This window comes from Streptomyces sp. 3N207 (assembly GCF_052246355.1).
Classification (GTDB): Bacteria; Actinomycetota; Actinomycetes; order Streptomycetales; family Streptomycetaceae; genus Streptomyces.
This window is the reverse complement of record NZ_JBQQBV010000006.1, coordinates 162,517-187,285: the sequence shown is the minus strand read 5'-3', so window position 1 is coordinate 187,285 and position 24,769 is coordinate 162,517. Positions and strand designations below refer to the sequence as shown.

Below are 24,769 nucleotides of genomic sequence, written 5' to 3'. Positions count from 1 at the left end.
AAACGGTCACCCGCGCGCCCATGGCCGCCCCTCGACCGCCTGAGCGACCGGCAACCGCAGCGGAGACACTGGCTCCGCTCGGGCGTCAACCTCTATGATCGGCACATTTCCAGCGCGGATCCTCCCCTGGGCGGCCTACGGGCAGCCGGCCGACCGATCCGCACGAGACGAGCCCCCCGCGGAGCGATCGGTGAACGGACCCCTCGAAGGACCGGGCAAAGACTCCGGCGAAGCCCTCGTAACCCAACCCCAGACCATCACGGAAAGTAGCCACAAGCGCTGGCGACGGCGCGCACACCACGGGCACAACGAGAGCGACTTCCGGGCCGCCTTCCACGCGGCGCAGCTGCCGATGGCCATCGTCGACCCCAACGGCCGGGTGCTGACGGCCAACCGCGCGCTGGGCACCCTGCTCGGCGCCGAACCGCACCGACTGACCGCACGGCCCATCGCCGAGCTGGCCGGACTCGGCCTGGACGGTCGGGTGCGCAGCGCCTACCACGAGGCGCTCCAGGGCCGTACCGACCGGATGTCCTGCACCCGAAGGCTCAAACACGCCGACGGCCACACTCTCTGGGCAGAGATCACCGTGACCCCCACCTCGCGCGGCGGCGAGGCGCTGTTGTCCATCGCGGACATCAGCGAGCGCCGCGATCTCCAGGAGCGGCTGCGGCACCTCCAGATGCACGACCCGGTCACCAGGCTGCCCAACCGCACGCTGTTCTTCGAACGGCTGGCCGGTGCGCTGGCCGAGTCGGCGACCGGCAGGACCGGGCTGTGCTACATCGACCTGGACGGCTTCAAGGCCGTCAACGACACCCTCGGCCACCGCATCGGCGACAGCCTGCTGGACGCGGTCGCCCAGCGGCTGACGCAGTGCGCCGAGGCCGGCGGCGCGGAATGCGGCGGCCATCTGGTGGCCCGGCTCGGCGGCGACGAGTTCGCGCTGCTGGTCGAGTCGTCCACCGGCACCGAGCAGCTGACCCAGCTCGCCCAGTCCGTACTCGCCGCGCTCCAGCGGCCGTTCGACCTGGCCGGGCAGCGGCTGGCGGTCTCGGCCAGCATCGGCGTCGTCGAACGCGAGACGGCGGGCACCACGCCCACCGAGCTGATGCAGGCGGCCGACACCACGCTGTACTGGGCCAAGGCCGACGGCAAGGCCCGCTGGACCCTCTTCGATCCGGAGCGCAATGCGCACCGGATGACCCGGCAGGCCCTCTCCTCCACGCTGCGCCGGGCCGTGGAGCGCGGCGAGTTCGTGCTGGAGTACCAGCCGATCGTGGGCTTCGCCGACGACATGCTGCGCGGTGTCGAGGCGCTGGTGCGCTGGCGGCATCCGCAGTTCGGCACGCTCGGCCCGGACCGGTTCATCGGCCTCGCGGAGGAGAACGGCGCCATCGTGCCGCTGGGCCGCTGGGTGCTGGAGGAGTCCTGCCGCCAGGCGCGGCGCTGGATGCGGCAGCACCCCGGGCCGCCGCTCTACGTCAGCGTCAATGTGGCGGTGCGGCAGGTGTGGGACTCCGACCTGGTGCAGGACGTGGCCGACATCCTGGAGGAGACCGGTCTGCCCGCCGGGCTGCTTCAACTGGAGCTGACCGAGTCCGCGGTGATGGGCTCGGCCGGACGCCCCCTCCAGGCGCTCCAGGCGCTGTCGGAGATGGGCGTCCGGATCGCCATCGACGATTTCGGCACCGGCTACTCCAACCTCGCCTATCTCAGCCGCCTCCCGGTGCGCGCGCTCAAGCTGGACGGCACCTTCGTCCGCGGCTTCCGTACGGCCCGGCATCAGAACCCCGCGGACGAGACGATCGTGACGGCCCTGGTCCAGCTCGCCCACAAGCTGGGCCTGACCGTCACCGCCGAGTGCGTGGAGGGCCCGGCACAGGCGGAGCGGCTGCGCCGTATCGGCTGCGACACGGGCCAGGGCTGGCACTACGCCAAGCCGATGGAGGCCGACCGGATCGCGGAGCTGCTGGGGCGCGTGGCGGTGTGAGTCGGACGTTGTGGTTGCGGGGTTCTTGGAGGCCCCGGACCCTCGCCATGGTGGTTGCTCGCCGTGGCGGCGGACATGGGTACTGGGGGCTTCGCCCCCAGTACCCAGTAGCTCTCACAAACCGTAGGCGTCGGCTATCAGTTCCAGTGAGCGGATGCGGGCTTCGGGGGTGTGGGCGTTGGCGGTGAGCATCAGTTCGTCGGCGTCGGTGCGCTTGACCAGGGCGTCGAGCCCCTCACGTACGGCATCAGGGGTGCCGTACGTCACATTGGCGAGCCAGCTGTCCACGAAGTCGCGCTCCACAGGGCTGAAGGGATACGCCTCGGCCTCCTCCGGGGTGGGGATCAGCCCCGGCCGACCGGTACGCAGCCGCACCATCGAGAGGGCCCCCGTCAGCACCTGGCGGTGGGCCTCCTTCTCGTCCTCGGCGGCCAGCGCGGCGGCGCCGATCAGGGCGTACGGCTCGGCCAGCACCGCCGAGGGGCGGAAGCTCTCGCGGTAGAGCTCCAGCGCGGGCAGCGTATTGGCGGCCGAGAAGTGGTGGGCGAAGGCGAACGGGAGGCCCAGTTGCCCGGCGAGCTGGGCGCTGAACCCGGAGGAGCCCAGCAGCCAGACCGGCGGCCGGTGCGCGGCGGCCTTCGCCGCGGTGCCTCGTGCCTGTACTGGACCTGGCACGGCGTGGATACGGGCGTAGCGGTGGCCGTCGGGGAAGTCGTCGTCCAGGAACCGGACCAGCTCGGCGAGCTGCTGCGGAAAGTCGTCCGCGCCCTCACGCAGCTTCTCGGTGCGGCGCAGTGCCGCCGCCGTCGCCCCGTCGGTGCCCGGCGCCCGGCCCAGCCCGAGGTCGATCCGGCCCGGCGCCAACGCCTCCAGTGTGCCGAACTGTTCGGCGATGACCAGCGGCGCGTGGTTGGGCAGCATCACCCCGCCGGAGCCGAGCCGGACGCGGCGGGTGTGCGAGACCAGATGGGCCAGGATGACGGCGGGCGAGGAGCTGGCGACGCCCGGCATGGAGTGGTGCTCGGCCACCCAGTAGCGGGTGAAGCCGCGGGCATCGGCGAACTCGGCCATCCGGGTGGAGGCCGCCAGCGCGTCCCCCGCCGTGTATCCCTCGCCTACGTTCACCAGGTCGAGGACGGAGAGGGGTACGGGGGCCTCGCCCCGCGCCTCGCCCCGGATGCTCTCGACCGGGTCCCCGTGCTGTGCGTCCTCGCCCGCTGCGTCCTCGCCTGCCTGGCTCACGATGGCTTCGCCTTCCTCCTGCGTTCCGATGCGCGGTCCCGCTTCCCCCGAAGGGCTACGGACCACGAGCCGGTACAACGCGCGAGGGGGCCGGTGTCTTCCCGGCGGCCGGCTTCCGGGCTGTCGGCTACCCGGCCGGTGTCGCGCCCGGGGCTGCCGCGGCGGTGCTCCGCGCGTTCGTCGCGGTGCGGACCCCCTCCAGCCGGCTGAGGTGTTCGGTCCCCCACTCCCCCAGCGGGCGCAGCGCTTCGACGAGGGTGGTGCCGAAGCCGGTGAGGGAGTACTCGACCCTGGGCGGTACGGCCTGGTGCACCTCGCGGTGGACCACCTCGTCGCGCTCCAGCTCCCGCAGATGCTGGATGAGCATCTTCTCGCTCACCCCGGACAGACAGCGGCGCAGCTGACCGAAGCGCTTGGGGCCGTCGCTCAGCGCCCAGAGGATCAGCCCCTTCCACTTGCCCCCGGCCACATCGAGGGCCACGTCCAGCCCGGAGACGAACGTCGTCCGGCACTCGCGTACCGCCATGGCAGCCACCCTGCTCTCACCTCGGGCACTCACTTCTTGGTAAGTACCCCACTTCGAAGTCGGTACTTGTTGGGCAGAAAGCGTAGAACGAGGATCGGCGCATCCGCACCCCGTCTCCGTCTCTCCGAAGGAATGCGTGCGCCATGCCCCTTTCCGTCTTCTCGCTGATGCTTGTCGTCTTCAGCTTCACCACCGGCGAGTTCGTGACCGCCGGGATCCTGCAGGAGGTGGCCGCCGATCTGTCGGTCTCCGTCCCGGCAGCAGGCCGGCTGGTCACCGCGTATGCGCTCGGCATGATCGTCGGCGGCCCTGTGGTCACCACCGCGACCGCACGGCTGGCCCGCAAGCCGCTGATCGTCGGCCTGGTGACCGTCTCCGTGCTGGGCAACGTCGCCTCGGCGCTCGCCCCCGGCTACGGCACGCTGTTGGCGGCGCGGTTCGTCGCGGGGCTGGTCGTGGCCACGTTCTTCGCCGTCGCGATCACCACCGCCGTCTCGCTGGCGCCGGACGGCAAGCAGGCGTCCACGGTCGCCAAGCTCACCCTCGGTATGAACCTCGGCATCATCCTGGGCACGCCGATCGGCACCTTCGTCGGGCAGCGGCTCGGCTGGCAGGCGACCTTCGCAACGGTGGCGGCCTGCACCGTGCTGGCGCTGGCACTGGTGCTGCCCTCGGTACCGGCCCGGCCGGCCACCGCCACCGGCTCCGTCCTGGGCGAGCTGCGCGTCTTCGCCCGGCGGGACCTCCAACTGGCCCTCGCCCTCACGGTGCTGGGCAATATCGGCGTCGTCACCGTCTTCACCTTCATCGCGCCGCTGCTCACCGAGGTCAGCGGCTTCGGCGCGGGCGCACTGCCCGTGCTGCTGCTGGTCTACGGCGTCGGCGCCTTCGCCGGGAACTTCCTCGGCGGATGGCTCGCGGACCGCACGCTGCTGCCCTCGCTGATCGGGCTGCTTGGCGTGCTGGCGGGGGTGCTGGTGCTGTTCTGGCTCGCCGGTGAGGTACGGGCGCTCGCGGCGGTGCTGACCTTCGTGCTCGGGGTGCTGGCCTTCGCGATCATTCCGGGGATGCAGACCCGGGTGCTGGCCACGGCAGGTTCGGCACCGACGCTGGCGATCGCGGTCAACGCCTCGGGCTTCCAGATCGCCGCCGCGGGCGCCGCCTGGCTGGGCGGACGGGTCATCGAGGGGCCCGGGATACGCGCCCTCCATCTGGTCGCCGCCGCCACGACCCTCGCCGGGCTGGGCATCGCGGCCTACTCGCTGCGCCGCGAGCGGAACGCCCCCGCGGGAGAGCCCGAGCCGGCGCTTGGCGGCAGCCGATAGCCGGCCACCGCCAAGCGCACGGGCCCGTCAGGAGAAGAGCGCGCCCAGTGCGGGGCAGTGGACCTTGAGGTCCAGCAGCCGCAGCCCCTCCTTGGCCGTGACCTGGTTCGCCGTCAGTACGGGCTTGCCCAGCTCGGCCTCCAGGGCCGGGATATAGGCCGCGGTGTGCAGTGCGGTGTCCGGCAGCAGCACCGCCTGCGCGTCGGGGTGGTCGCCGCCGCGGGCCAGGGCCAGCACCTCCTCCTCGCCCCAGGTGCCCACCTCGGCCGCGGTGATGATGCCGCTGCCGCGCATGGCGACCACCTCGGCGCCCGCGGCCTTGAGGAAGCCGGTGAACAGTTCGGCGACGTCCTCCGGGTACGTCGCGGCAATGCTGACCCGCTCGAGAGCGAGGTCGCGGACGGCGTGGGCGAACGCGAAGGACGTGCTGGAGGCCGGCAGCCCGGCCGTCTCCCCCAGCTCCCGCACCTGCTCGTGCGCGCCTTCCCAGCCGAAGACGAAGCTGGCGCTGGTGCAGGCCCACACCACGGCCTGGATGTCGTGGCCCTTGACCTCCTCGACCTTCGCGGCGAGCCGCGCGGCCGAGCCCATCTCCAGCAGCGCGTCCACCCGGTGGGCGTCCTCGCCGATGTCGGTGTGCACGAGCGGCAGCCGTACCTCGGCGCCCGCCTCGGCGAGGATTCGCTCCAGCCTCGGGTAGTCGTCCTCGGCCGAGTAGCCGGGGTAGAGGAATCCGACCGCCGGTGCCGATGCCGCCTGTGCCATCTACGCCTCCTGTGCGTGCTCAGTGCTGTGGGTGAAGTGAGGACTTGGGGGTGTGGTGGGGGTGTGGGGGATGGGGCTGAGGGTGTACGCGGATACCGGGCGTACGCGCGTACTTGGACCGCCGTACTGCCGGTAGCGGTACGGCGGTTGGGTCGAACGGGGTCGAGGGGTCGTACGGAGCGGGAGCGGGTCAGGCCGGGGGCTGGGGGTTGCCGCCCCACTCCTCCGGATGGCCGGACTGCCCGTAACCGAGATCGGAGGTACCCTCCAGCGGCTCGGCGGACTCGGTGCCCGCCCCCGCCAGCGCTGCCTCCGGCTCGTGCTTCTGCTGCTCCTCCGGCTCGACCAGCCCGTCCGTCTCGTGGGCCACCGGCTGGGTGCCGGTGGTGGACGTCATGGCGGCCGGGCCGCGCCGGGCGACCGGGTCGAGCAGCGCCTGGTAGGGGCCGACTGCCTGTTTGCCGACCGCGCGCAGCGCGGCCCACATCGTGACCTGGTTCGCCGAGAGCACCGGCATCCGCAGCTCGGCCTCCAACTGCGGGATCACGTCGTACGTCGGGAGGTTGGTGCAGGAAATGAACAGCGCGTCCGGCGCGTCCACCACCGCTTCCCGCGCCATGTCGACCACGTCCCGGTAGGCCACTCGCCAGATCTCCCTGGTGAGTCCCATGTAGCAGCGCCCGGTGATGCCGATACCGGCCTCGTCCAGGTACTCCTCCAGGGAATCGGTGACCGACTTGGTGTACGGGGTGACGATGGCGATCCGCCGGGCGTCGATCTCACGGAGTGCGTCCAGCATTGCACCCGAGGTGGTGAGGGCGGGCATCTCACCGGCTTCGGCCATGGCAGCCGCCATGGCCCGCTCGCCGGCCGTACCGCCCACGAAACTGCCCGACGTGCAGGCGTAGGCCACCACTTCGGGGGCCACGGCGCACAGCGCCCGTACCGCATCGCGCAGCGTCTCATGCTCGCTGACCAGGCGGGCCAGGTCCAGGCTGACCTCCACAGGAACGAAGGGAGTTCGGGTCAGATGCAAGGACACGTCGTCCGGCACCCAGCGCCAGAGCTCACGGTCCAGTGCGAAGTCGAAGGGAGCGACGATTCCTACGCCGCGCTGCGGCAGTGGTCCGCCGAGGAAGGAGACGTCCATTTCGGGCCCCAAAAGAACGGAGGGGAAGGCTCATGGCCAGAAGGCCCCTGAGTCAAGGGAAGTCAGAGGAAAAGCAAAGCCGGTCAGAAGCCGGGACGCCGGGACAGATGTCTTTGTTGACGAAGGTAGTTTCTGCTCCCTACCGTGGTCAATCCCGCCAATGAGGCTGGTTCCCGTCCCTCCCCCGGCTCACTCGTTCAGCCAACCGTCCCTGCGTTTCGAAACGGTTTCCTGCCTATGTCCGAAACCTGCGTTCTTGTCCTCGACGCCGAGCCGCTTCCGCGGCTCGACCGACTCGCGGGACGCGCACGCGTCATGCATGCCGACGAGAAGACTCTCGCGGACCAACTACCCGAGGCCGACGTGCTGTTGGTCTGGGATTTTCTCTCCGACGCGGTGCGCGATGCATGGCCGGGCGACGGGCCGAGGCCGCGCTGGGTGCACACGCCCAGCGCCGGTGTCGACCGGCTGCTGCCGGAGCTCGCCGACGGACGTGAGACCGTCATCACAAATGCACGAGGCGTCTTCGACCGGCCGATTGCCGAATACGTCCTCGGGCTCGTGCTGGCCATGGCCAAGGACTTCCGTGGCACATGGGAATTGCAACGGCAGCGGCGCTGGCGGCACCGGGAGACATTCCGGCTCGGCGGAAGTCGCGCAACGGTCGTGGGTTCGGGCCCGATCGGCCGGGAAATCGGGCGCGCACTGCTGGCACTCGGTGTCAAAGTGGACCTCGTCGGCCGGACGGCACGGGACACGGACCCCGAATTCGGGCGGGTACACAACATCGCCTCGCTTCCCGGCCTGGTCGGCGAGTCCGACTGGGTCGTATGTGTGGCGCCGCTGACCCAGGAGTCGACGGGCATGTTCGACGCCGCGATGTTTGCGCGGATGAAGCCCGAAGCGCACTTCGTGAATGTGGGCCGGGGCGCGCACGTGGTCGAGGACGACCTGGTGGACGCGCTGCTGAAGCACGACATCAAGGGCGCCGCGCTGGATGTGTTCGCCGAGGAACCGCTGCCCGCCGACAGCAGGCTCTGGGACGTGCCCGGGCTGCTCATCTCGCCGCACATGAGCGGCGACACGGTCGGCTGGCGCGACGACCTGGCGGAGCAGTTCCTGGACAACTTCGACCGCTGGGAGGCGGGCGAGCCGCTGCTCAACGTCGTCGACAAGAACCTGGGCTACGTTCCGACGGCACCCCCGACGCCTACAGCCCCCGACCCGGCTCCCTGAGCCGAACCCGCCTGCGCGGCCTCCGGCCCGGCCACGGGACGGGCGCGGGGACCGGACCGGTATCGGGACTGGGACCGGCCATGGGACCGGCTCCGGCCGCCTCCGGCTGGGGTTCCTGCTCCCGAGTCCGGCCCCGTCCGACCTCGGCTCCCGCCCATCCGGGGCCTCGGCTCCGGGCCTGGCTCCGAACCTGGAGCCTGGGCTGTACGGCCTCGGATTCGGGCGACCCCGTCCCGGATTCGAGCCTCGGCCACACCATGGCCGAGGCCGGAAGGGGCCGGGCCGGAAGGCCGGGCTCCGGGGCGGGTAGGCCGGGCACCCGGGCCCGCCGGACGAGTGTCCGGCGATGCCTTGCCAGGTGTTCAGCCGGTCGGCCGGCCGGGGCGATCCCGTTCAGCCGGTTGGCTTACCTGGTTTGTTTATCCGGTTCGTTTATCCGGTTCGTTTTACCGGTTAACTTTGCCGATTTGCTTTACCCGTTTGCTTTCCCGGTTCGTTTATCCGGTTCGCTTTGCCGAGCCGTTCGGCCGGGGTGCCTCTTGTCCGCCTGTGTGCGGGCCGGGGCTCGTCGTCCTGCGGCACCCCGCGTTGCGAGGTGCCCGGTCTCTCGGGAGGTTTCGTCATGTCCGATCTCAACGCCCTGACCGCGACCCAGCTCGTGGCGGGCTACGAAACGGGGGACTTCACCCCCGTGGAGGTCACCCGGGCGGCGCTGGAGCGCGCAGCACAGACCCAGGAGCGCGTGAACGCGTTCGTCCGTATCGACAGCGAGGACGCGCTGCAGCAGGCCGAGGAGTCGGCGGGGCGCTGGCAGCGCGGCGAGCCGGCGGGCCCGGTCGACGGGGTGCCGGTGACCGTGAAGGACATCCTGCTCCAGCGCGGCGGCCCCACCTACAAGGGCTCCTGGGCCGCGGGCGGGCCCGGGCCCTGGGACGAGGACGCGCCGTCGGTCGCCCGGCTGCGGGAGAGCGGCGCCGTCTTCCTGGGCAAGACGACGACGCCCGAGTTCGGGTGGAAGGGCGTCACCGACAGCCCCCGGCACGGCGTGACCGGCAACCCGTACGCGCCCGACCGCACCGCCGGCGGCTCCAGCGGCGGCAGTGCCGCGGCCGTCGCGACGGGTGCCGGACCGCTGTCGCTGGGCACGGATGGCGGCGGCTCGGTGCGGATCCCCGCCTCGTTCTGCGGGATCTTCGCGCTGAAGCCCACCTACGGGCGGGTGCCCATCTACCCGGCGAGTGCCTTCGGGACGCTCGCGCACGTCGGCCCGATGACGCGGGATGCGGAGGACGCGGCGCTGCTGATGGACGTCATCACCGCGCCCGACCCTCGCGACTGGTCGCATCTGGGCCCGGTGCCGCACAGCTTCCGCGGGGCACTGGCCGCCGGTGCGGAAGGGGTACGGGGACTGCGGGTGGCGTTCTCCCCCGATTTCGGGGGCCGGGTGCGGGTGGACCCGGCGGTGGCGGCGGCGGTACGAAGCGCCGTCGCGCTGCTGGAGGAGCTGGGCGCGGTCGTGGAGGAGGCCGATCCGGGGTTCGCCGATCCGGTCGATTCCTTCCACGCCCTGTGGTTCAGCGGTGCGGCGCGGGTCACACAAGGTTTCAGCCAAGATCAGCGAGAGAGTCTGGATCCCGGCTTGCAGGAGATCTGCGCGGACGGTGCGGCGCGCAGCGCGCTGGACTATCTCGCGGCCGTGGACGAGCGGATGGAGCTGGGCCGGCTGATGGGCGCCTTCCACGAGCGGTACGACCTGCTGGTGACGCCGACCATGCCGATCACCGCCTTCGAGGCGGGGGTGGAGGTGCCGGAGGGGTCCGGGCTGACGCGCTGGACCGGGTGGACGCCGTTCTCCTACCCGTTCAACATGACGCAGCAGCCTGCCGCCTCGGTGCCGTGCGGCACCGACGGGGCGGGACTGCCGGTGGGGGTGCAGCTCGTCGGCCCGCGGCATGCGGATGCCCTCGTACTGAGCGCCTCGCACGCGCTGTACGAGGCCGGGGTCGCGGCCGGGGTGCCCTCGGTACTGAACTGAGCGTGTGGTGCCGGTGAGTTGATCGTGGACCCGTTGGGGGCAGGCCCCCAACGGGTCATTTCGTCAGGCTCGGCGGAAGTTGAGGGTTTCGCCGATGGCGCCGGAACGCCAGAGGTCCTGGCAGGCTTCCGCCATCTCGTCGAGACCCTCGACGATCTGGCCCCAGACGATGCCGGGCACCCACCCTGCATCGCCGTTGATCAGGAGATTGTTGCGCTCGTAGAACAGCGCGAGGTCGATGACGGTGGCCTGGTTGGAGTGGGCCGCCTGAGTTCCCTGCTGCTCCGCAGCGGCCTCATAGCCGTACCCCGGAGTCGCCAGCTGCGTGTTGGAGAAGGTGAAATAGCAGAGGTCACCTGGAATGGGGGTAATGGTCGGATTCTCCAGCGGTGGCTCCTGGGGGGCGAAGGGGGGAATAAGGGCGTAGATCTCGTTACGCGCATATTTCGCGTGGTAGACATCGCCGCCCAGCGGCAGTGCGTCCCACACTGCCGCGCAAGTGATCGGTGCGCGGTCGTCGAGCAGCTTTGCCGTGCAGCTCACTCCCCGCTTGTCCAACGACACTTCAATGAAGCGCTCAGCCATCGTGCCTCCGCACAGGGGTGGTCATTTACCTGCTAATGGTGACGCAGATGTCGCCCTCAGCGCGACCCCATAACGGCTTGAAATTAACTGCATATCTTCGGCACTGCTGGGTATACGCGCGCCCATGGCTCCACCACAGAGGAACAACACGGCAGGTGCCGGTAGACGTTTGAGCCGTCGGTCGCTGCTCGCAGGAGCGGCGTCCTTGAGTGCGGTGGGTGCACTCGGTGCAACAACCGCATGTAGCCGGGTGTCCAGTGCGGACACCGAGAACGGGGGAGATCTTCTGGAGCGGCTGAAGGCCCAGGGAACAGTGAAGCTGGGCCTCGCCGGTGAACAGCCCTACAGCTACATCGACAAGGACGGCGAGCTGACGGGGAGCTCGCCTGCCATCGCACGTGTCATCTTCCAGAGGCTGGGAGTCCCGAATGTCCAGCCGTTCCCGACCGAGTTCAACTCGCTGATCCCGGGCCTCAACTCGCAGCAGTTCGACGTGGTCGCAGCCGGTATGTACATCACGCCCGACCGGTGCAAGCAGGTCGTCTTCGCCGACCCCGAGTACGAGATGCGCGACGCGTTCATCGTCCGCAAGGGGAATCCGAAGAACCTGCACAACTACGCGGACATCAAGAAGGCCGGCGCCAAGATGGCCACCGGCACCGGGTACGCGGAAATCGCCTACGCGGCCGAGGTGGGCATCAAGGAATCGGAAATCCTTCTGCTGCCCGACCAGCTGGCCGGACTCCTTGCCGTGGAACAGGGCCGGGCCGACGTATTCGCCGGTACGGCCGTCACCGTTCGCAACGTGGTCGAGCAGACCAAGAGCCGGAAAGCCGAGTACACCAAGGCGTTCACCCCGAAGTTGGAGGGAAAGCCCGATTTGGGTACCGGCGCATTCGCATTCCGTCAGACGGAAACGAAACTCCGGGACGCGTTCAACCGCGAGCTTCGCAAGATGAAGAAGAGCGGTGAACTCTTCCGCGTCATGAAGCCCTTCGGCTTCCTGCCGGAGGAGATGACCAAAATGACCGCGAAGGAGCGTTGCGCATGACGGACCTCACCGCGGGCTTGTGGGAGCTGCTCTTCAAGGGCGTCTGGGTCACTGTCCAGCTGACCGTCTTCAGCGCGGCGCTGGGTGCGTTCGTCGCTTTTGTGGTCGGCGTCGCCAGGACCCACCGACTGTGGATAGTCAGGTTCCTCTCCGGCCTGTACATGGAGATTTTCCGGGGCACCTCGGCACTGGTGCTCATGTTCTGGATGTTCTTCGTGCTGCCGATGGCGTTCGGCTGGCAGCTGGTGCCGATGTGGGCCGCGGTGCTGGCGCTCGGCCTGTCGTACGGCGCCTACGGCTCGGAGATCGTGCGCGGCTCGCTGGCCGCCGTGGCTCCGGCCCAGCAGGAGGCGGGCATCGCGCTCAGCTTCTCGCCCTGGCAGCGGCTGACGAAGATCCTGCTGCCGCAGGCATGGCCGGAGATGATCCCGCCCGCCAACAACCTGCTGATCGAGCTGCTCAAGGGCACCGCGCTGGTGTCCGTGCTGGGCGTCGGCGACATCACCTTCGGGGCCGCGCTGGTGCGCAACGCGCTCGGTGAGAGCGCCCCCGTCTACACGATCATCCTGGTCATGTACTTCGTCCTGGCCTTCCTGCTGACGCGTGTGATGCGCGCCGTGGAGCGGAAGGCGAAGGCGGGGATCGGCCAGGCCCCGGAGAAGGGCGTAGGAGTGCTGCGTAAGCTCAACATCCGGCAGCAGACGGAGACTTCTCGCGACTTCTCCAGCGCGGGAGGTGCCTGATGAGTTGGGACTGGTCCGCTGTCGCTGACTTCATGCCGCGCTTCTGGGACGGCGTGCTGGTCACGCTCCAGGCGCTGGTGCTCGGTTCGCTGATCGCCTTCGCGCTCGGCCTGGCCTGGGCGATGGCCCAGCGGTCGCCCCTGAAGGCGGTCCGCTGGCCGGTGATGGTCGTCACCGAGTTCATCCGTAACACGCCGCTGCTGGTGCAGCTGTTCTTCCTGTTCTACGTACTGCCGGAGTGGAACGTCACGTTCTCCGCACTCACCACCGGCGTCATCGCTCTGGGGCTGCACTACTCGACGTACACCGCCGAGGTCTACCGCGCCGGTATCGACGGCGTGCCGGCGGGGCAGTGGGAAGCGTGCACCGCGCTGAGCCTGCCGCGTGGCCGTACGTGGGGCGCCGTGATCCTGCCGCAGGCGATCCGCCGTGTGGTGCCCGCGCTGGGCAACTACGTGATCGCGATGCTGAAGGACTCCCCGATGATCGCGGTGATCGGCGCGCTCGAAATGCTCGGCCAGGCACGGCAGTTCACCGCGACCACCTTCCAGCCGACCGAACCGATCACCGTGGTCGGCATCGCCTTCATCCTCATCGCCTACCCGGCATCCCTGCTGATGCGAGCCCTGGAGCGTCGTCTTGTCCGCTGAGAAGAACGCAAGCACATCCGCGAACGGCGGTACGAACCCGGCCGTCGACGGCAGTGAACTGATCAAGTTCGACAACGTCACCAAGCGCTACGGCAGCAACGTGGTGCTGGACAACCTCTGTTTCAACGTGTCCTCCGGCAAGCACGTCACCCTCATCGGCCCCTCGGGATCGGGCAAGACCACGATCCTGCGGCTGCTGATGACCCTGGTGAAGCCCGACGAGGGCACCATCAAGGTGGGAGGCGAGTACCTGTCCCACGAGGAGAAGAACGGCAAGCTGGTGCCGGCGGGCGAAAGACACTCGCGCGAGGTCCGCAAGAACATCGGCATGGTCTTCCAGCAGTTCAACCTCTTCCCCAACATGAAGGTGCTGCGCAACATCACCGAGGCGCCGGTGCACGTGCTGGGCCTGGGCAAGGACGAGGCCGAGCAGCGGGCCCGCGAGCTGCTGGAGATGGTGGGCCTGACCGAGCACATCAACAAGTACCCCACTCAGCTCTCCGGCGGTCAGCAGCAGCGGGTGGCCATCGCCCGTGCGCTCGCCATGCGCCCGCAGGTGCTGCTGCTGGACGAGGTCACCTCGGCGCTCGACCCGGAGCTGGTGGCCGGGGTGCTGGACGTGCTGCGGGACATCGCCCACTCCACGGACATCACCATGCTCTGCGTCACACACGAGATGAACTTCGCGCGGGACATCTCCGACGACGTGCTGATGTTCGACGCAGGCCGGGTCATCGAGTCCGGTGCGCCGGAGAAGATCTTCACCGACCCGGAGCACGAGCGGACCAGGGAGTTCCTCAGCGCAGTCCTGTGACGGCGTGGGCCGGCGGTCCGTACGGCCGCCGGACCTCCCCGATCCCCTACCGAGCCCGCGCCGCCCCCGGCGCGGGCTCGGTTGTATGTGCTGGCGTAAGGGGAGAGCACTCCCAGAGGGGCGCACCAGGGGGCGCACCAAGGGGCGCATTCAGCCGCCTGGCATATGCCGATCGCGGCAACAGCCCCGTACTCGGCCGGGGTTGAACGCTATCGTGAGATATGAAGCCGTGACCGCACGAAGCGGTAACGGTACAACCGGTCACAACCCCAGGGGGACACCGTGACGCTACTCCAACCACCCGGAGGCTCGTCCGAGGAGCCGGGACGGGAGCCGATCACGCCCTTCGGCTCGGTGCGGCATGCCCTGCGGGTGCTGGAGACCGTCGCCCGGTTCCGGGACGGCGCCAACGAGGAGGCGATCGCCCGCCGCGCCCAGGCCCGCGAGCCAGCTGGACCAGCTGCTGCGGATGCTGTGCCGCGAGGGCTATCTGGCCCGGCTGGAGGACGGCTCGTACGTCGTCGGCGAGGCACTGGTGCTGCTGGGCTCCGGCGTGGACCGGGCCCGTGCGCTCCGCGAACGCCTCCAGGTCACCCTGGACGAGCTGCGGGACACGGTGGGCGCCGCCGTCTACTTCGGCCGGTACCAGGACGGAGAGGTGGAGAACGCCCAGGTCGCCGACGGCCCCACGATGCCGGCGGTCAACCAGTGGGTGGACTTCCGCTCGGCCGCGCACGCAACTGCGATCGGCAAGTGCCTGCTCAGCCAGCTCGACCACGACCGGCGCCTCGACCATCTCTCCCGCCACAAGACACCACGGCTCACCTCGCGGACGATCACCGATGAGCAGCTGCTGCTGACCGCGCTCGACCGGCAGCCGCCGACCGTACCGGTGCTCGACCTCCAGGAGTACGCCGTGGGCACGGTCTGCGCCGCGGTTCCGGTGACGGCGGGCTCCGCGGTCAGCTGTCTTGCCCTCTCGCTCCCCGTCGCCCAGGCGCACCGGCTGCGCCGAGCCGCCGAGGTGCTGAGCCAGCGGGCCGCACCGGTGATGCTGTCGCTGGCGATCTGAGGCGTCCCGTACGAAAGCGAGGGCGTCCCGCACGGAACCCGCGAAAACGCACGGAACCCAAGAAAACGACGGTGGCCCCCTTGGAAACCAAGGGAGCCACCGTCTCTGTGTACGCCGCCAGGGACTCGAACCCCGGACCCGCTGATTAAGAGTCAGCTGCTCTAACCAACTGAGCTAGCGGCGCCCGTCGCCGTTTCCGGCCGACGCCAGAAATAATACCCCCTCCGGGAGGGTGCTGATGACCGCCAGCCCGGCGGGGTGAGGCCCGCCACGAGCCCCGCCCGGCCGTGCACCTCGTACCGCGCCGCCAGCTCGATGAGGCCCGGCCCGGTCACAGGCGGTAGCCGGCGCCCGGGCCGCCGCGACGGCCTCCCCGGACGCGTCGTATGGCGTCCACCACACCGGCTCCGGGCAGCGGAAGCGGTACGGCGCAGGGCCGCGCACGACAGGGAGGTGCTGAGGGCTCCCGGGCCCTTCAGATGGGGAGGGTGAGTCCGGGCTCCCTGCGTCGGAGCGAGCCCGCCATCAGCAGCACCGCGCCGGCCAGCGCCCAGAGGGCCAGCACCAGCAGCGGGGTGCCGAGGGCGTTGCCGGAGAAGTAGACGATGTTGCGTACGGCGGTCGTTCCGGCGCCGGTCGGGATCCAGTCGCCGATGGCCCGCCAGAACGACGGGATCAGATGCTTCTGGAAGGCGCCGCCCGCGCTCGGGTTGCCGAGCACGACGAAGATCAGCACAGCGACGCCGATCCCGACGACGCCCAGGAACGCCTCCAGGGCCAGCGTGCACGCCGCCGTACCGAAGACCAGCAGCGCACCCACCCACCACAGCTCCACGAAGTGCCCCGGCAGCGCGTGCAGCACCGGGTCGACGATGATCGCCCCGCCGAGCCCGGAGAGGATCGCGTACGCCGCAGTGCCCGCCAGCCGCAGCGCACCGAGCTCCGGCCGGGCCGGGCGTGTACCGGCCAGCACGCCCATCAACGAGGCCAGCAGATAGCCGCCGACGAGCCAGCCGACGATGAGATAGAAGGCCGTCAGGCTCTCGTAGTCCTGCTGCCCCGACGGCGCGATGTCGACCACCTTCAGCTGCCGGTGCTGCTCGCCGGCCACCCGCTCGCCGACGTTGCGCAGCGCCTGGGCCTGTGGGCCGCCCGCGGCGGAGGCGACCAGCAGGGTGTCGCGGCTGCCGCGCGGGTTCAGCAGATAGCCGCCCTCGGCCTTCCGTTGCCGGATGCGTTCGCGCGCCGTCTGCTCGTCCTCGACCACGGTGACGGCCAGCGGGTCGCCCGGCAGCCGGTCGAGCCGTTCGGCGGCCTGCCCGGGTGCGACGACGGCGACCGGAATGCCCTGCGGATCGGGGTTGTGGAAGGAGCCGATGTAGGAGAGCAGGAAGCTCAGTTGGACAAGGAGCACGCCGAGGACGAGCGCGAGCGTGCCGGGAGTGAGCGCGCTGCGGGCGCCGGCGCCGGGGGTGGCATTGTGCATGGACGGCATGAAGGCGTTCCCTTATCGGTGCCCTTGTTGGTAAGAGTGTCCATCCATACCGCATGGCCCGGTTCATCCCCCGGCGTTGGGATTCCGGGCGCGCCGTGCTGCGCCATCGCGTGGCGCGGCGCGGTGCCATCGGCGAGACTCTCACCATGCCCGCACCCCTGACGCGGCCGGCCCTGAGCCGCGCCCTCCTCGCACGTCAACTCCTCGTCGAACGCGCCAAGATGCCGGTACGGGACGCGGTCGAGCACCTCGTCGGCATCCAGGCCCAGGCGCCGAAACCGCCGTACTTCGCGCTGTGGAGCAGGCTGACGGACTTCGATCCGCTGGAGCTCTCGCTGCTGCTGGAGGGCCGCGAACTGGTCCGGCTCAGCGTCATGCGCGGCACCGTGCACCTGGTCAGCGACCGCGACGCGCTCCAACTGCGGGCACTGACCCAGCCGCTGCACGAGGCCGCGGTGCGCACCGCCCCCCTCGCCGGGCAGCTCGGCGGTGAGGACCCCTGGCAGATCGCCGAGGCGGCCCGTGAACTGCTCGCCGCGCAGCCGCTGACCGGCAACGAGCTCGGCCTCCGCCTCCAGGAGCGGTGGCCCCAGGTGGAGGCCCGCGCGCTGGCGATGACGGCGCGCTATCTGCTGCCGCTGGTGCAGTTGCCGCCACGCGGACTGTGGGGGCGCTCCGGACAGCCGGTGGTGGACACCGTCGAACGGTGGCTGGGACGGCCCCCGGCGGCCGAGCCGTCCGTGGAGGCGATGGTGCTGCGCTACCTCGGCGCCTTCGGCCCGGCATCCGTACGGGACGCACAGGCGTGGTCGGGGCTGACGAGGCTCGGCGAGGTGCTGGAACGGCTCCGGCCGCAGCTGCGGGTCTTCCAGGACGAGGCGGGCCGCGAGCTGTTCGACCTGCCCGACGCGCCCCGTCCCGACCCCGAACTCCCGCTGCCGGTCCGCTTCCTGGCCGAGTACGACAACATCATCCTCTCCCACGCGGACCGCTCCCGCCTGCTGGACGAGCCGATCCGCCGCGCCCTGGTGAGCAAGAACGGGCAGGTGCCCGGCACCTTCCTGGTGGACGGCCGGGTGCGCGGCACCTGGAAGGCGGACACCAGCCGCAAGACCGCCACCCTCACCCTCACCCCCTTCGGGCGGCTGGACGACGAGGCGGAGCGGGCGCTGGCCGAGGAGGGCGAGCGGCTGCTGGCGTTCGCGACCGACGGCCGCCCGGGGCCCCACCCGGTCACCTTCGCCGCCCCCCACCCGGAGAGGCCCGCGTAGGCTGACGGCCGAAGGGCGGGATGACGGAGCCCGAAGGGCGGGGTGACGCAGCCCGGTGACAGAGCCCGGGTGAAGGAGGCCACAGGGTGCGCAGCCGGGGAAGACTCGGGGAGATCCAGGAGCGGATCAAAAGGCTGATCATCGAGGAACGGCTGCCGCCCGGCGCCCCGATGCCCACGGAGACGGAGCTGATGGAGCGGCTGGAGGTGAGCCGCAACTCCGTACGCGAGGCGCTCAAGGCGCTCCAGGCGATGGGCATCGTGGAGATCCGGCACGGCTTCGGCACCTACGTGGGCGCCATGTCCATGGCCCCCATGACCGAGGGGCTCTCCTTCCGTACCGTCGCCGGGCACTACCGCGGCGAGGACAGCCTGCTGCAACTGCTGGAGCTGCGCGAGGCGGTGGAGACAGGGCTGATGGCGCGGCTGGTCGCCGGGCCGGAGCAGCTGGCCGAACTGGAGCGGCTGGTCGGCCGGATGCGCCGGGAGGCGGACGCGGGTCGGGTACGGGCCGAGACCGACCGCGCGTTCCATTCGGCGCTCTACGCCGGGCTGGGCAACTCGCTGCTGAGCGAGGTGCTGGACGCCTTCTGGGACGCGTTCCACCGGGTGCGCACGGATCTGGCCGAACTGCACCCGGACCCACGGGTGACCTGGCAGCAGCATGCCGCGATCCTCGACGCCGTCCGGGACGGTGACATGTGGCGCGCGGAGGAGGCCGTCCGTGCCCATTTCGGCAACATCCGTGAACGGCTCCGCTCGACCGCGCCGGACGCCACCACACGGCAGCCACGGTTTGATGACTCCTCGATCACATCTGCCGCTTCCATAACGCCGCAAGGGCGTTAAACCGCCCCATCCGCTCTTGCGTTCATGTGCCAAGTTGTAGAACCTGACGTGCGATCGGTCGAACAGTGTCGCGGGGACAGGGGGCACTGAGACCGAAGTTCGCCGCGCCCGAAGCGGGGGCCAGGACGCGGATTCGGCACGAGGGCACGCCACAGATGTGCGTGCGGGGGGACAGAAGCATGACCACGCCGCGCAGGGGCGGCCCGCAGTCGCAGGGGTACGACGACCAGGACCCGACGCAGACGACGCAGTTGCGCATACCCGCACCGCCCGTAGCGGGCGGACAGCAGCCCTCGCAGCGCTTACTCGCCGGCCACCGCTCCCGTTCCCGAAGACCGTCCCAGCACCCCTGGGAACGCGCCGCGCCCCGCTACGACTACGAGCACTACAGCCGGCTGGCGGGCCCGCTCACCCGGCCCGATCCCGGCAGGCCCTACCGGGTGCGGTACCGCAGTCTGCTGGCCGACGAGCCGCACCGGTTCCGCGCGGGCTTCCTGCTGTGTCTGGCCCCGCTGCTGTCGGCCGGGCTGCTGGTCTGGCTGATGCAGCCCGACCACTGGACACGCCGCGACGCGGGCGAGGTCTCCGACCTCGTACTCAAGCTGGACGTCGTCATGCTCGTCTCGATCGGGTTGATCGAGTTGTTCCGCACGCTCAATGTGCTCTCCAACGCGCACGCCACCCTGGTGGCCCGTGACCCGATACCCGTGGTGCCCGAGGCCGGCACCCGCGTCGCCTTCCTCACCTCGTTCGTGCCCGGTAAGGAACCGATCGAGATGGTCACCAGGACCCTGGAGGCGGCCGTACGGGTACGGCACCGCGGCACCATGCACGTATGGCTGCTCGACGAGGGTGACGACCCCGAGGTCAAGGAGGTCTGCCGGCGGCTGGGAGTGCACCACTTCTCCCGTAAGGGTGTCGCCGGGTGGAACACGGCCAAGGGCGCCTTCCGTGCCAAGACCAAGCACGGCAACTACAACGCCTGGCTGGACGCGCACGGTGACGACTACGACTTCTTCGCCGGCGTCGACACCGACCACGTACCGCTGGCGAACTATCTGGAGCGGATGCTCGGTTACTTCCGCGACCCGGATGTCGGCTTCGTCATCGGCCCGCAGGTCTACGGCAACTACGACAACTTCGTCACCAAGGCGGCCGAGAGCCAGCAGTTCCTCTTCCACGCCCTCATCCAGCGCGCAGGCAACCGCTACGACGCTCCGATGTTCGTCGGCACGAGCAACGCGGTGCGCATCAAGGCGCTGAAGGCCATCGGCGGCCTCTACGACTCCATCACGGAGGACATGGCCACCGGCTTCGAGATGCACCGGCACCGCAACCCGGTCACCGGCAACAAGTGGCGCTCCGTCTACACCCCCGACGTGCTGGCGGTCGGCGAGGGCCCCAACGCCTGGACGGACTTCTTCACCCAGCAGTTGCGCTGGTCCCGCGGCACGTACGAGACGATCCTCAAGCAGTACTGGCGCGGTCTGGGCAGCATGCCGCCCGGCAAGCTGTTCAACTACTCGCTGCTGATGCTCTTCTACCCGGCCTCGGCGCTCAACTGGATCCTGGCCGCACTCTCCTGCGCCCTCTTCCTCGGCATGGGCGCCTCCGGTGTGCAGATCGACCCGACCATCTGGATGGCGCTGTACGGCAACGCCACCGCGCTCCAGGTCGGGCTGTACATCTGGAACCGGCGGCACAACGTCTCCCCGCACGAGCCGGAGGGCTCCGGCGGGCTGGCCGGGATGCTGATGTCCGCGCTGTCGGCGCCGATCTACGCGCGCTCCCTCTTCGACACGGTGCTGCGGCGCAAGAGCAAGTTCGTCGTCACCCCCAAGGGCGACTCGGCCAGCCCGGACACGCTGTTCGGCACGTTCCGGGTGCATCTGTTCTTCATCGCGGTCTTCGGCGGCTCGCTCGTCGGCTCCCTCTTCCTGGGCCACGACCACCCGGCGATGCTCACCTGGGCCGCGCTCGCGCTGCTGATCACGGCGGCGCCGATCGTCGGGTGGCGGTCCACCGTGCGGGCGGAGAAGCGGCGCCGAATGCGCAGGGGACGCCGGAGGAGGTCCGGGTCCGCATCTCCCGCATCCGCGGCCTCGCCCTCGCCCGCGCCCCCTGAGTCCCCGCCCTCGCCCGCACCTTCGTACGACCAGCACATGCAGCACACCGCGCTTGGGGGACACGAACGATGACAACCCGACGGAGCCGCCGCCGTGCAGCCGGGGCCAGGAAGCGGCGGGTCCGGCGCATAGCCATCGGTACGGCAGTCGTTCTGCTCATCGCCGGGTTCAACGGCCCGGCGCTGTACGGCTTCGCGTCGGCGAAATACCACGACTACGCGATCAACCAGCCCGAGTACAAGGCGGAGAAGGGCCACTGGCAGATCGTCGGGATCCCCGAGAAGTACCGGATCAACACCATCCACGCGGCGCTGCTGCACACCGGAAAGGTGCTGCTGGTGGCGGGCTCGGGCAACGACGCGACGAACTTCAAGGCCAAGAGCTTCCGCACCGTGCTGTGGGACCCCACGAAGAACACCTTCAAGAACATCCCCACCCCCAACGACCTGTTCTGCTCGGGGCACAACCAGCTCCCCGACGGGAAACTGCTGGTCGCGGGCGGCACCCAGCGTTACGAGACGCTGAAGGGCGATGTGAAGAAGGCCGGCGGGCTGATGTTCCTCTACAACGAGAACCCGGACCGCGGGAAGACGATCAAGAAGGGCACCCGCTTCACCGGACGGAAGAGCGGCAAGACGTTCGTCGCACAGCACAACGTCCTCCTCCCCCGTGCCAAGAAGGTGCAGGACCCGAAGACCGGCAAGGTCGAGGTGGTCCACAGCGTCAGCCGGGTCTACGCCGAGGCGGCGAAGAAGGGCCGGAAGCACCAGACAGGCACCGAGGACAAGTACACGGTCAGCGGCCTGAAGGGCGCGTGGAAGCGGAACGTCTACGGCGTCGCCCAGAAGATGTCCTTCGACAAGAAGGACTTCCAGGGCATCAAGGACGCCTACGAGTTCGACCCGGTAGCCGAGCGCTACATCACAGTGGACCCGATGAAGGAGGCCCGCTGGTACCCCACCCAGCTCACCCTCCAGGACGGCAGGGTGCTGGCCGTCTCCGGGCTCGACGACATCGGCCAGGTCGTCCCCGGCAAGAACGAGATCTACAACCCGAGGACCAAGAAGTGGCACTACATGCCCAGGACGCGCTTCTTCCCCACCTACCCCGGGCTTCATCTGATCGGTGAGAACCGGGTCTTCTACAGCGGCACCACCGCCGGCTACGGCCCCGCCGACAAGGGCCGCGTCCCCGGCATCTGGAATCTGCGGACAAACAGGTTCACCAAGATCCCCGGCATGAGCGACCCGGACATCCTGGAAACGGCAATGTCCGTACCGCTGCCGCCCACCCAGTCCCGGAAGTTCATCGTCGAGGGCGGCGGCGGGGTCGGCGAGTCCGACAAGACGACGGACAAGACCCGCATCGTGGACCTCAACTCCGACACTCCGCGCTTCCACGACGGCCCCAGGCTGTACGACAAGGTCCGCTACCCCAGCAGCGTGATCCTGCCGGACGACACCGTGCTGACGACCAACGGCTCCGGCCGGTACCGCGGCAAGAGCGACAGCAACGTGCTGAAGGCCGGGATCTACCACCCGAAGAGCAACACGTTCAAGGAGGCCGCCGCCCCTCTCGTCGGCCGCAACTACCACTTCGGCGGACTGCTGCTGCCCGACGGCCGGGTGATGACCTTCGGCTCGGACTCGCTGTACGCGGACAAGGCCGACACCAAGCCGGGGCAGTTCGACCAGCGCATCGAGATCTACACACCGCCGTATCTCCACAAGGGAAAGCAGCAGCCGGAGCTGCGGAAGGCCGACAGCAGCCCTCGGACGCTGGCGCCCGGCGCGCGTATCTCCCTCAAGAGCAAGGACGCCGCCTCGCTGAAGAAGCTCCGGCTGGTACGGCCCGGCTCCTTCACCCACGTCACCAACGTGGAGCAGTCGTCCGTGGCACTGAAGATGAAGAAGTCCCCTGATGGGACGGTCACCACCACCATCCCGGACGACCCGTCACTGGTGACGCCGGGTTGGTGGATGGTCTTCGGCGTGGACGGGAACGGCGTCCCTTCCAAGGCCCAGTGGGTCAAGGTGAGCGTCGACCCCGATGCGGCCCACCCTCCGGTGACCGCGGGCAACCCGAAGTAGGGCGACGCGCCCCGAAGGGGCGCGGGGAACTGCGCGAGCAACGAGAACGCACCCGCAGCCTGCAACCGACAGCCAGGGGCAGCCCCTCCCCAGCACAGGGCGGGAGGGCTACCCCTTGGCGTTGCGGGCCAACTCCAGCGCGTAGGACGGCCACCAAGTACCCGGCGCAGGACCCCCACGGCACTGGCCGTCCGACTCCCCGGGGCGCTTGATCCACAGATAGGCGTCCACCGCCTTGTTCCCCGTCCTGGTGGTGGGCGCCTCGCCCAGCGCCCGCCCGGGCGGGTTGCACCAGCCCTCGTGCCCGCCACCGCGCAGCGGCCCGTTGCCGTTCCGGCTGGTGTCGACGACGAACGGCTTGTCGCCGACCATCGAGGACAACCGCTTGCCGTACGCCACGTTCGAGGTGGTCGTCTGGAAGTTGGAGACGTTCAGCGCGAACCCGTCGGCCGCGCCGATCCCCGCCCGGTTGAGCGGTTCGACCAGCCCGCCCGGATCGCGGACCCAGTCCGGGTTGCCGGCGTCCAGATAGACCTTCGTACGGGGGAGTTTTCCGAGCCGGGTGACGGTGTCGTGGAGGAGCTGGTAACGCTCCTCGCGCTGCTGTGGCGCGGCGCAGTCGCCGGAGACCGTGTGGGCCAGGGCGTCCGGCTCCACGATCACCGTGGCCGTCCGGTTCCCGATGCCCTCCGCGACCCCGTCCAGCCAACTGCGGTACGCCGCCGCGTCCTTCGCGCCGCCCTTGCTGTACTGCCCGCAGTCGCGGTGCGGGATGTTGTAGAGGACGAGCAGCGCGGCGCGGTCAGCGGCGGCAGCGGCCTTGGTGACGCGGGCGGTGTGGCCGCGGGGGTCCTTCGCGTCGATCCACTCCGCCACCGGCTGCCGGGCAATCTTCGCGAGCTGCCTGGCCCGTGCGGAACTGCCGTCCTTCGCATAGGCGCGGGCCTGCCGTGCGGCGCTGCCCTGGGGGTTCACCCAGTACGGGGCAACGGACTTGGGGCGCTGCCGAACCGTCGAATCCGCCGACTGCTCACCGTCGTCCGAACCGCCGTCCGACGACGAGCAGCCGGCCAGCAGCAGGGCCGCTGCCAGGGCGCTTCCCGCGACGACTCGGGCGCGGGCACCCAACGTGTGCGCCGTACGCGAGCATCGGGCGCCGTTTCTGGCGCTGCCGTACATCCACTCCCCCTCGGGTGTACTCCGGCCGCCGACCGGACCGCGACCGGCCGTCTGCCGGACCGCTGACGGGCCTTGACGTCGCCCCATCGTGTCACAGGGCCCCCGCCGCGCGGCCGGGTTCCGCACCCGGTGTGACGGAGCCCTTATTGACAGTGCGCATGACAGGCTGGGAGTCTCCCGGACGGCACACTTCCATATTGAGGCGACAGAGCTCAGGAACCCGGTGCAACTCCGGGACGGTCCCGCCACTGTGTCCGCAGCCGCCCCCGACGGCTGCGGGAGTCAGGAACTGGCCTGTCGCTTCTCCACCGATGGGGCGTGGAAACCCCAGGAGGAGGCATGCGGATGTCCCCGCACACCGTCGGCACGACCGTCGCACCCGAGAGCGCCGCCGCACACCCGGCGACCGTCAGGACCCGCGACTGGCTCATCGTCGCCGCCGCCGCGATCGTCGCACTGATCGCGCTGTACGCCGTCTTCGTCGACAACGGCAACCTCGTCTCCGCCACCGGCTCCTATCTGCACGAGTTCTCGCACGACGGCCGTCATCTGTTCGGCGCCCCCTGCCACTGA

At 69.8% G+C, this 24,769-nt stretch carries 20 protein-coding genes, 1 tRNA gene, 1 pseudogene and 1 riboswitch; of the genes and pseudogenes, 14 read left to right on the top strand and 8 right to left on the bottom strand.

Annotated features, from left to right (window positions below; genetic code table 11):
* The first annotated feature begins 190 nt into the window (after positions 1-190).
* Positions 191-1,993 (top strand): putative bifunctional diguanylate cyclase/phosphodiesterase, encoded by a 1,803-nt coding sequence (locus ACTWP9_RS12290; RefSeq protein ID WP_443246103.1) that lies wholly within the window; start codon positions 191-193, stop codon positions 1,991-1,993.
* 114 nt (positions 1,994-2,107) lie between these two features.
* On the opposite strand, the gene ACTWP9_RS12285 is transcribed toward ACTWP9_RS12290, so the two are convergent.
* Entirely contained in the window at positions 2,108-3,235 is a 1,128-nt protein-coding gene (locus ACTWP9_RS12285; protein ID WP_443246102.1) for an LLM class flavin-dependent oxidoreductase, read from the bottom strand.
* 127 nt (positions 3,236-3,362) lie between these two features.
* Positions 3,363-3,761: a winged helix-turn-helix transcriptional regulator gene (locus ACTWP9_RS12280; protein WP_443246101.1), complete on the bottom strand. Its 399-nt coding sequence runs from the start codon at positions 3,759-3,761 to the stop codon at positions 3,363-3,365.
* A 143-nt stretch (positions 3,762-3,904) separates the two neighbouring features.
* Between ACTWP9_RS12280 and ACTWP9_RS12275 the strand changes: the two genes are divergently transcribed.
* Complete coding sequence (locus tag ACTWP9_RS12275) at positions 3,905-5,086, top strand: MFS transporter (RefSeq protein WP_443246100.1); 1,182 nt, start codon at positions 3,905-3,907, stop codon at positions 5,084-5,086.
* 27 nt (positions 5,087-5,113) lie between these two features.
* Here ACTWP9_RS12275 and ACTWP9_RS12270 read toward each other — a convergent pair whose 3' ends face one another.
* On the bottom strand, positions 5,114-5,851 hold the full coding sequence (locus ACTWP9_RS12270) for a maleate cis-trans isomerase family protein (RefSeq protein ID WP_443246099.1): 738 nt from the start codon (positions 5,849-5,851) through the stop codon (positions 5,114-5,116).
* 190 nt (positions 5,852-6,041) lie between these two features.
* A complete protein-coding gene (locus tag ACTWP9_RS12265; RefSeq protein WP_443246098.1) occupies positions 6,042-7,001 on the bottom strand; it encodes a maleate cis-trans isomerase family protein in 960 nt (319 codons plus the stop codon).
* A 237-nt stretch (positions 7,002-7,238) separates the two neighbouring features.
* Between ACTWP9_RS12265 and ACTWP9_RS12260 the strand changes: the two genes are divergently transcribed.
* Together ACTWP9_RS12260 and ACTWP9_RS12255 are read left to right on the top strand one after the other, a co-directional pair.
* Entirely contained in the window at positions 7,239-8,237 is a 999-nt protein-coding gene (locus ACTWP9_RS12260) for a D-2-hydroxyacid dehydrogenase (protein WP_443246097.1), read from the top strand.
* Between the two features lie 622 nt (positions 8,238-8,859).
* Positions 8,860-10,272: an amidase gene (locus tag ACTWP9_RS12255; protein WP_443246096.1), complete on the top strand. Its 1,413-nt coding sequence runs from the start codon at positions 8,860-8,862 to the stop codon at positions 10,270-10,272.
* A gap of 63 nt (positions 10,273-10,335) precedes the next feature.
* Here the strand turns inward: ACTWP9_RS12255 and ACTWP9_RS12250 are convergent, their stop codons facing one another.
* Positions 10,336-10,857 (bottom strand): DUF3830 family protein, encoded by a 522-nt coding sequence (locus tag ACTWP9_RS12250; RefSeq protein WP_443246095.1) that lies wholly within the window; start codon positions 10,855-10,857, stop codon positions 10,336-10,338.
* A gap of 124 nt (positions 10,858-10,981) precedes the next feature.
* Here ACTWP9_RS12250 and ehuB point away from each other — a divergent pair, with 124 nt between their 5' ends.
* From ehuB to ACTWP9_RS12225, 5 genes and pseudogenes are all read left to right on the top strand, one after another.
* Entirely contained in the window at positions 10,982-11,908 is a 927-nt protein-coding gene (ehuB, locus tag ACTWP9_RS12245; protein WP_443246094.1) for an ectoine/hydroxyectoine ABC transporter substrate-binding protein EhuB, read from the top strand.
* Positions 11,905-12,651: an ectoine/hydroxyectoine ABC transporter permease subunit EhuC gene (ehuC, locus tag ACTWP9_RS12240; RefSeq protein WP_443246093.1), complete on the top strand. Its 747-nt coding sequence runs from the start codon at positions 11,905-11,907 to the stop codon at positions 12,649-12,651. The genes ehuB and ehuC overlap by 4 nt, the downstream gene beginning before the upstream one ends.
* Complete coding sequence (ehuD, locus tag ACTWP9_RS12235; RefSeq protein ID WP_443246092.1) at positions 12,651-13,301, top strand: ectoine/hydroxyectoine ABC transporter permease subunit EhuD; 651 nt, start codon at positions 12,651-12,653, stop codon at positions 13,299-13,301. The genes ehuC and ehuD overlap by 1 nt, the downstream gene beginning before the upstream one ends.
* Positions 13,291-14,115 (top strand): ectoine/hydroxyectoine ABC transporter ATP-binding protein EhuA, encoded by an 825-nt coding sequence (gene ehuA, locus ACTWP9_RS12230; RefSeq protein ID WP_443246091.1) that lies wholly within the window; start codon positions 13,291-13,293, stop codon positions 14,113-14,115. The genes ehuD and ehuA overlap by 11 nt, the downstream gene beginning before the upstream one ends.
* Positions 14,116-14,397: 282 nt before the next feature.
* Positions 14,398-15,187, top strand: a pseudogene (locus ACTWP9_RS12225) (IclR family transcriptional regulator).
* A gap of 110 nt (positions 15,188-15,297) precedes the next feature.
* Here the strand turns inward: ACTWP9_RS12225 and ACTWP9_RS12220 are convergent.
* A tRNA-Lys gene (locus ACTWP9_RS12220) sits at positions 15,298-15,371 on the bottom strand.
* 291 nt (positions 15,372-15,662) lie between these two features.
* Positions 15,663-16,673 carry a DUF3533 domain-containing protein gene (locus tag ACTWP9_RS12215; RefSeq protein WP_443246241.1) on the bottom strand — a complete coding sequence of 337 codons (1,011 nt, stop codon included), beginning with the start codon at positions 16,671-16,673 and terminating at the stop codon, positions 15,663-15,665.
* Positions 16,674-16,735: 62 nt separating this feature from the next.
* On the opposite strand from ACTWP9_RS12215, the gene ACTWP9_RS12210 reads away from it, so the two are divergent.
* The 4 genes from ACTWP9_RS12210 (at position 16,736) to ACTWP9_RS12195 (ending at position 23,017) form a co-directional block, all read left to right on the top strand.
* Positions 16,736-17,953: a winged helix DNA-binding domain-containing protein gene (locus ACTWP9_RS12210; protein ID WP_443246090.1), complete on the top strand. Its 1,218-nt coding sequence runs from the start codon at positions 16,736-16,738 to the stop codon at positions 17,951-17,953.
* Positions 17,954-18,039: 86 nt separating this feature from the next.
* Complete coding sequence (locus ACTWP9_RS12205; protein ID WP_443246089.1) at positions 18,040-18,801, top strand: FadR/GntR family transcriptional regulator; 762 nt, start codon at positions 18,040-18,042, stop codon at positions 18,799-18,801.
* Between the two features lie 179 nt (positions 18,802-18,980).
* The gene (locus ACTWP9_RS12200) at positions 18,981-20,999 is read left to right on the top strand and encodes a glycosyltransferase family 2 protein (RefSeq protein WP_443246088.1); all 2,019 of its coding nucleotides are present in this window, start codon (positions 18,981-18,983) and stop codon (positions 20,997-20,999) included.
* Positions 20,996-23,017, top strand: a complete 2,022-nt coding sequence (locus ACTWP9_RS12195) for a galactose oxidase-like domain-containing protein (protein ID WP_443246087.1) — start codon at positions 20,996-20,998, stop codon at positions 23,015-23,017. Before ACTWP9_RS12200 ends, ACTWP9_RS12195 begins: the two co-directional genes overlap by 4 nt.
* Before the next feature lie 108 nt (positions 23,018-23,125).
* Here the strand turns inward: ACTWP9_RS12195 and ACTWP9_RS12190 are convergent, their stop codons facing one another.
* Positions 23,126-24,196: a glycoside hydrolase family 6 protein gene (locus ACTWP9_RS12190; RefSeq protein ID WP_443246086.1), complete on the bottom strand. Its 1,071-nt coding sequence runs from the start codon at positions 24,194-24,196 to the stop codon at positions 23,126-23,128.
* A gap of 190 nt (positions 24,197-24,386) precedes the next feature.
* A riboswitch (cobalamin riboswitch) is annotated at positions 24,387-24,508 on the top strand.
* Positions 24,509-24,535: 27 nt separating this feature from the next.
* Here ACTWP9_RS12190 and ACTWP9_RS12185 point away from each other — a divergent pair.
* Positions 24,536-24,769 (top strand): CbtB domain-containing protein, encoded by a 234-nt coding sequence (locus ACTWP9_RS12185; RefSeq protein WP_443246085.1) that lies wholly within the window; start codon positions 24,536-24,538, stop codon positions 24,767-24,769.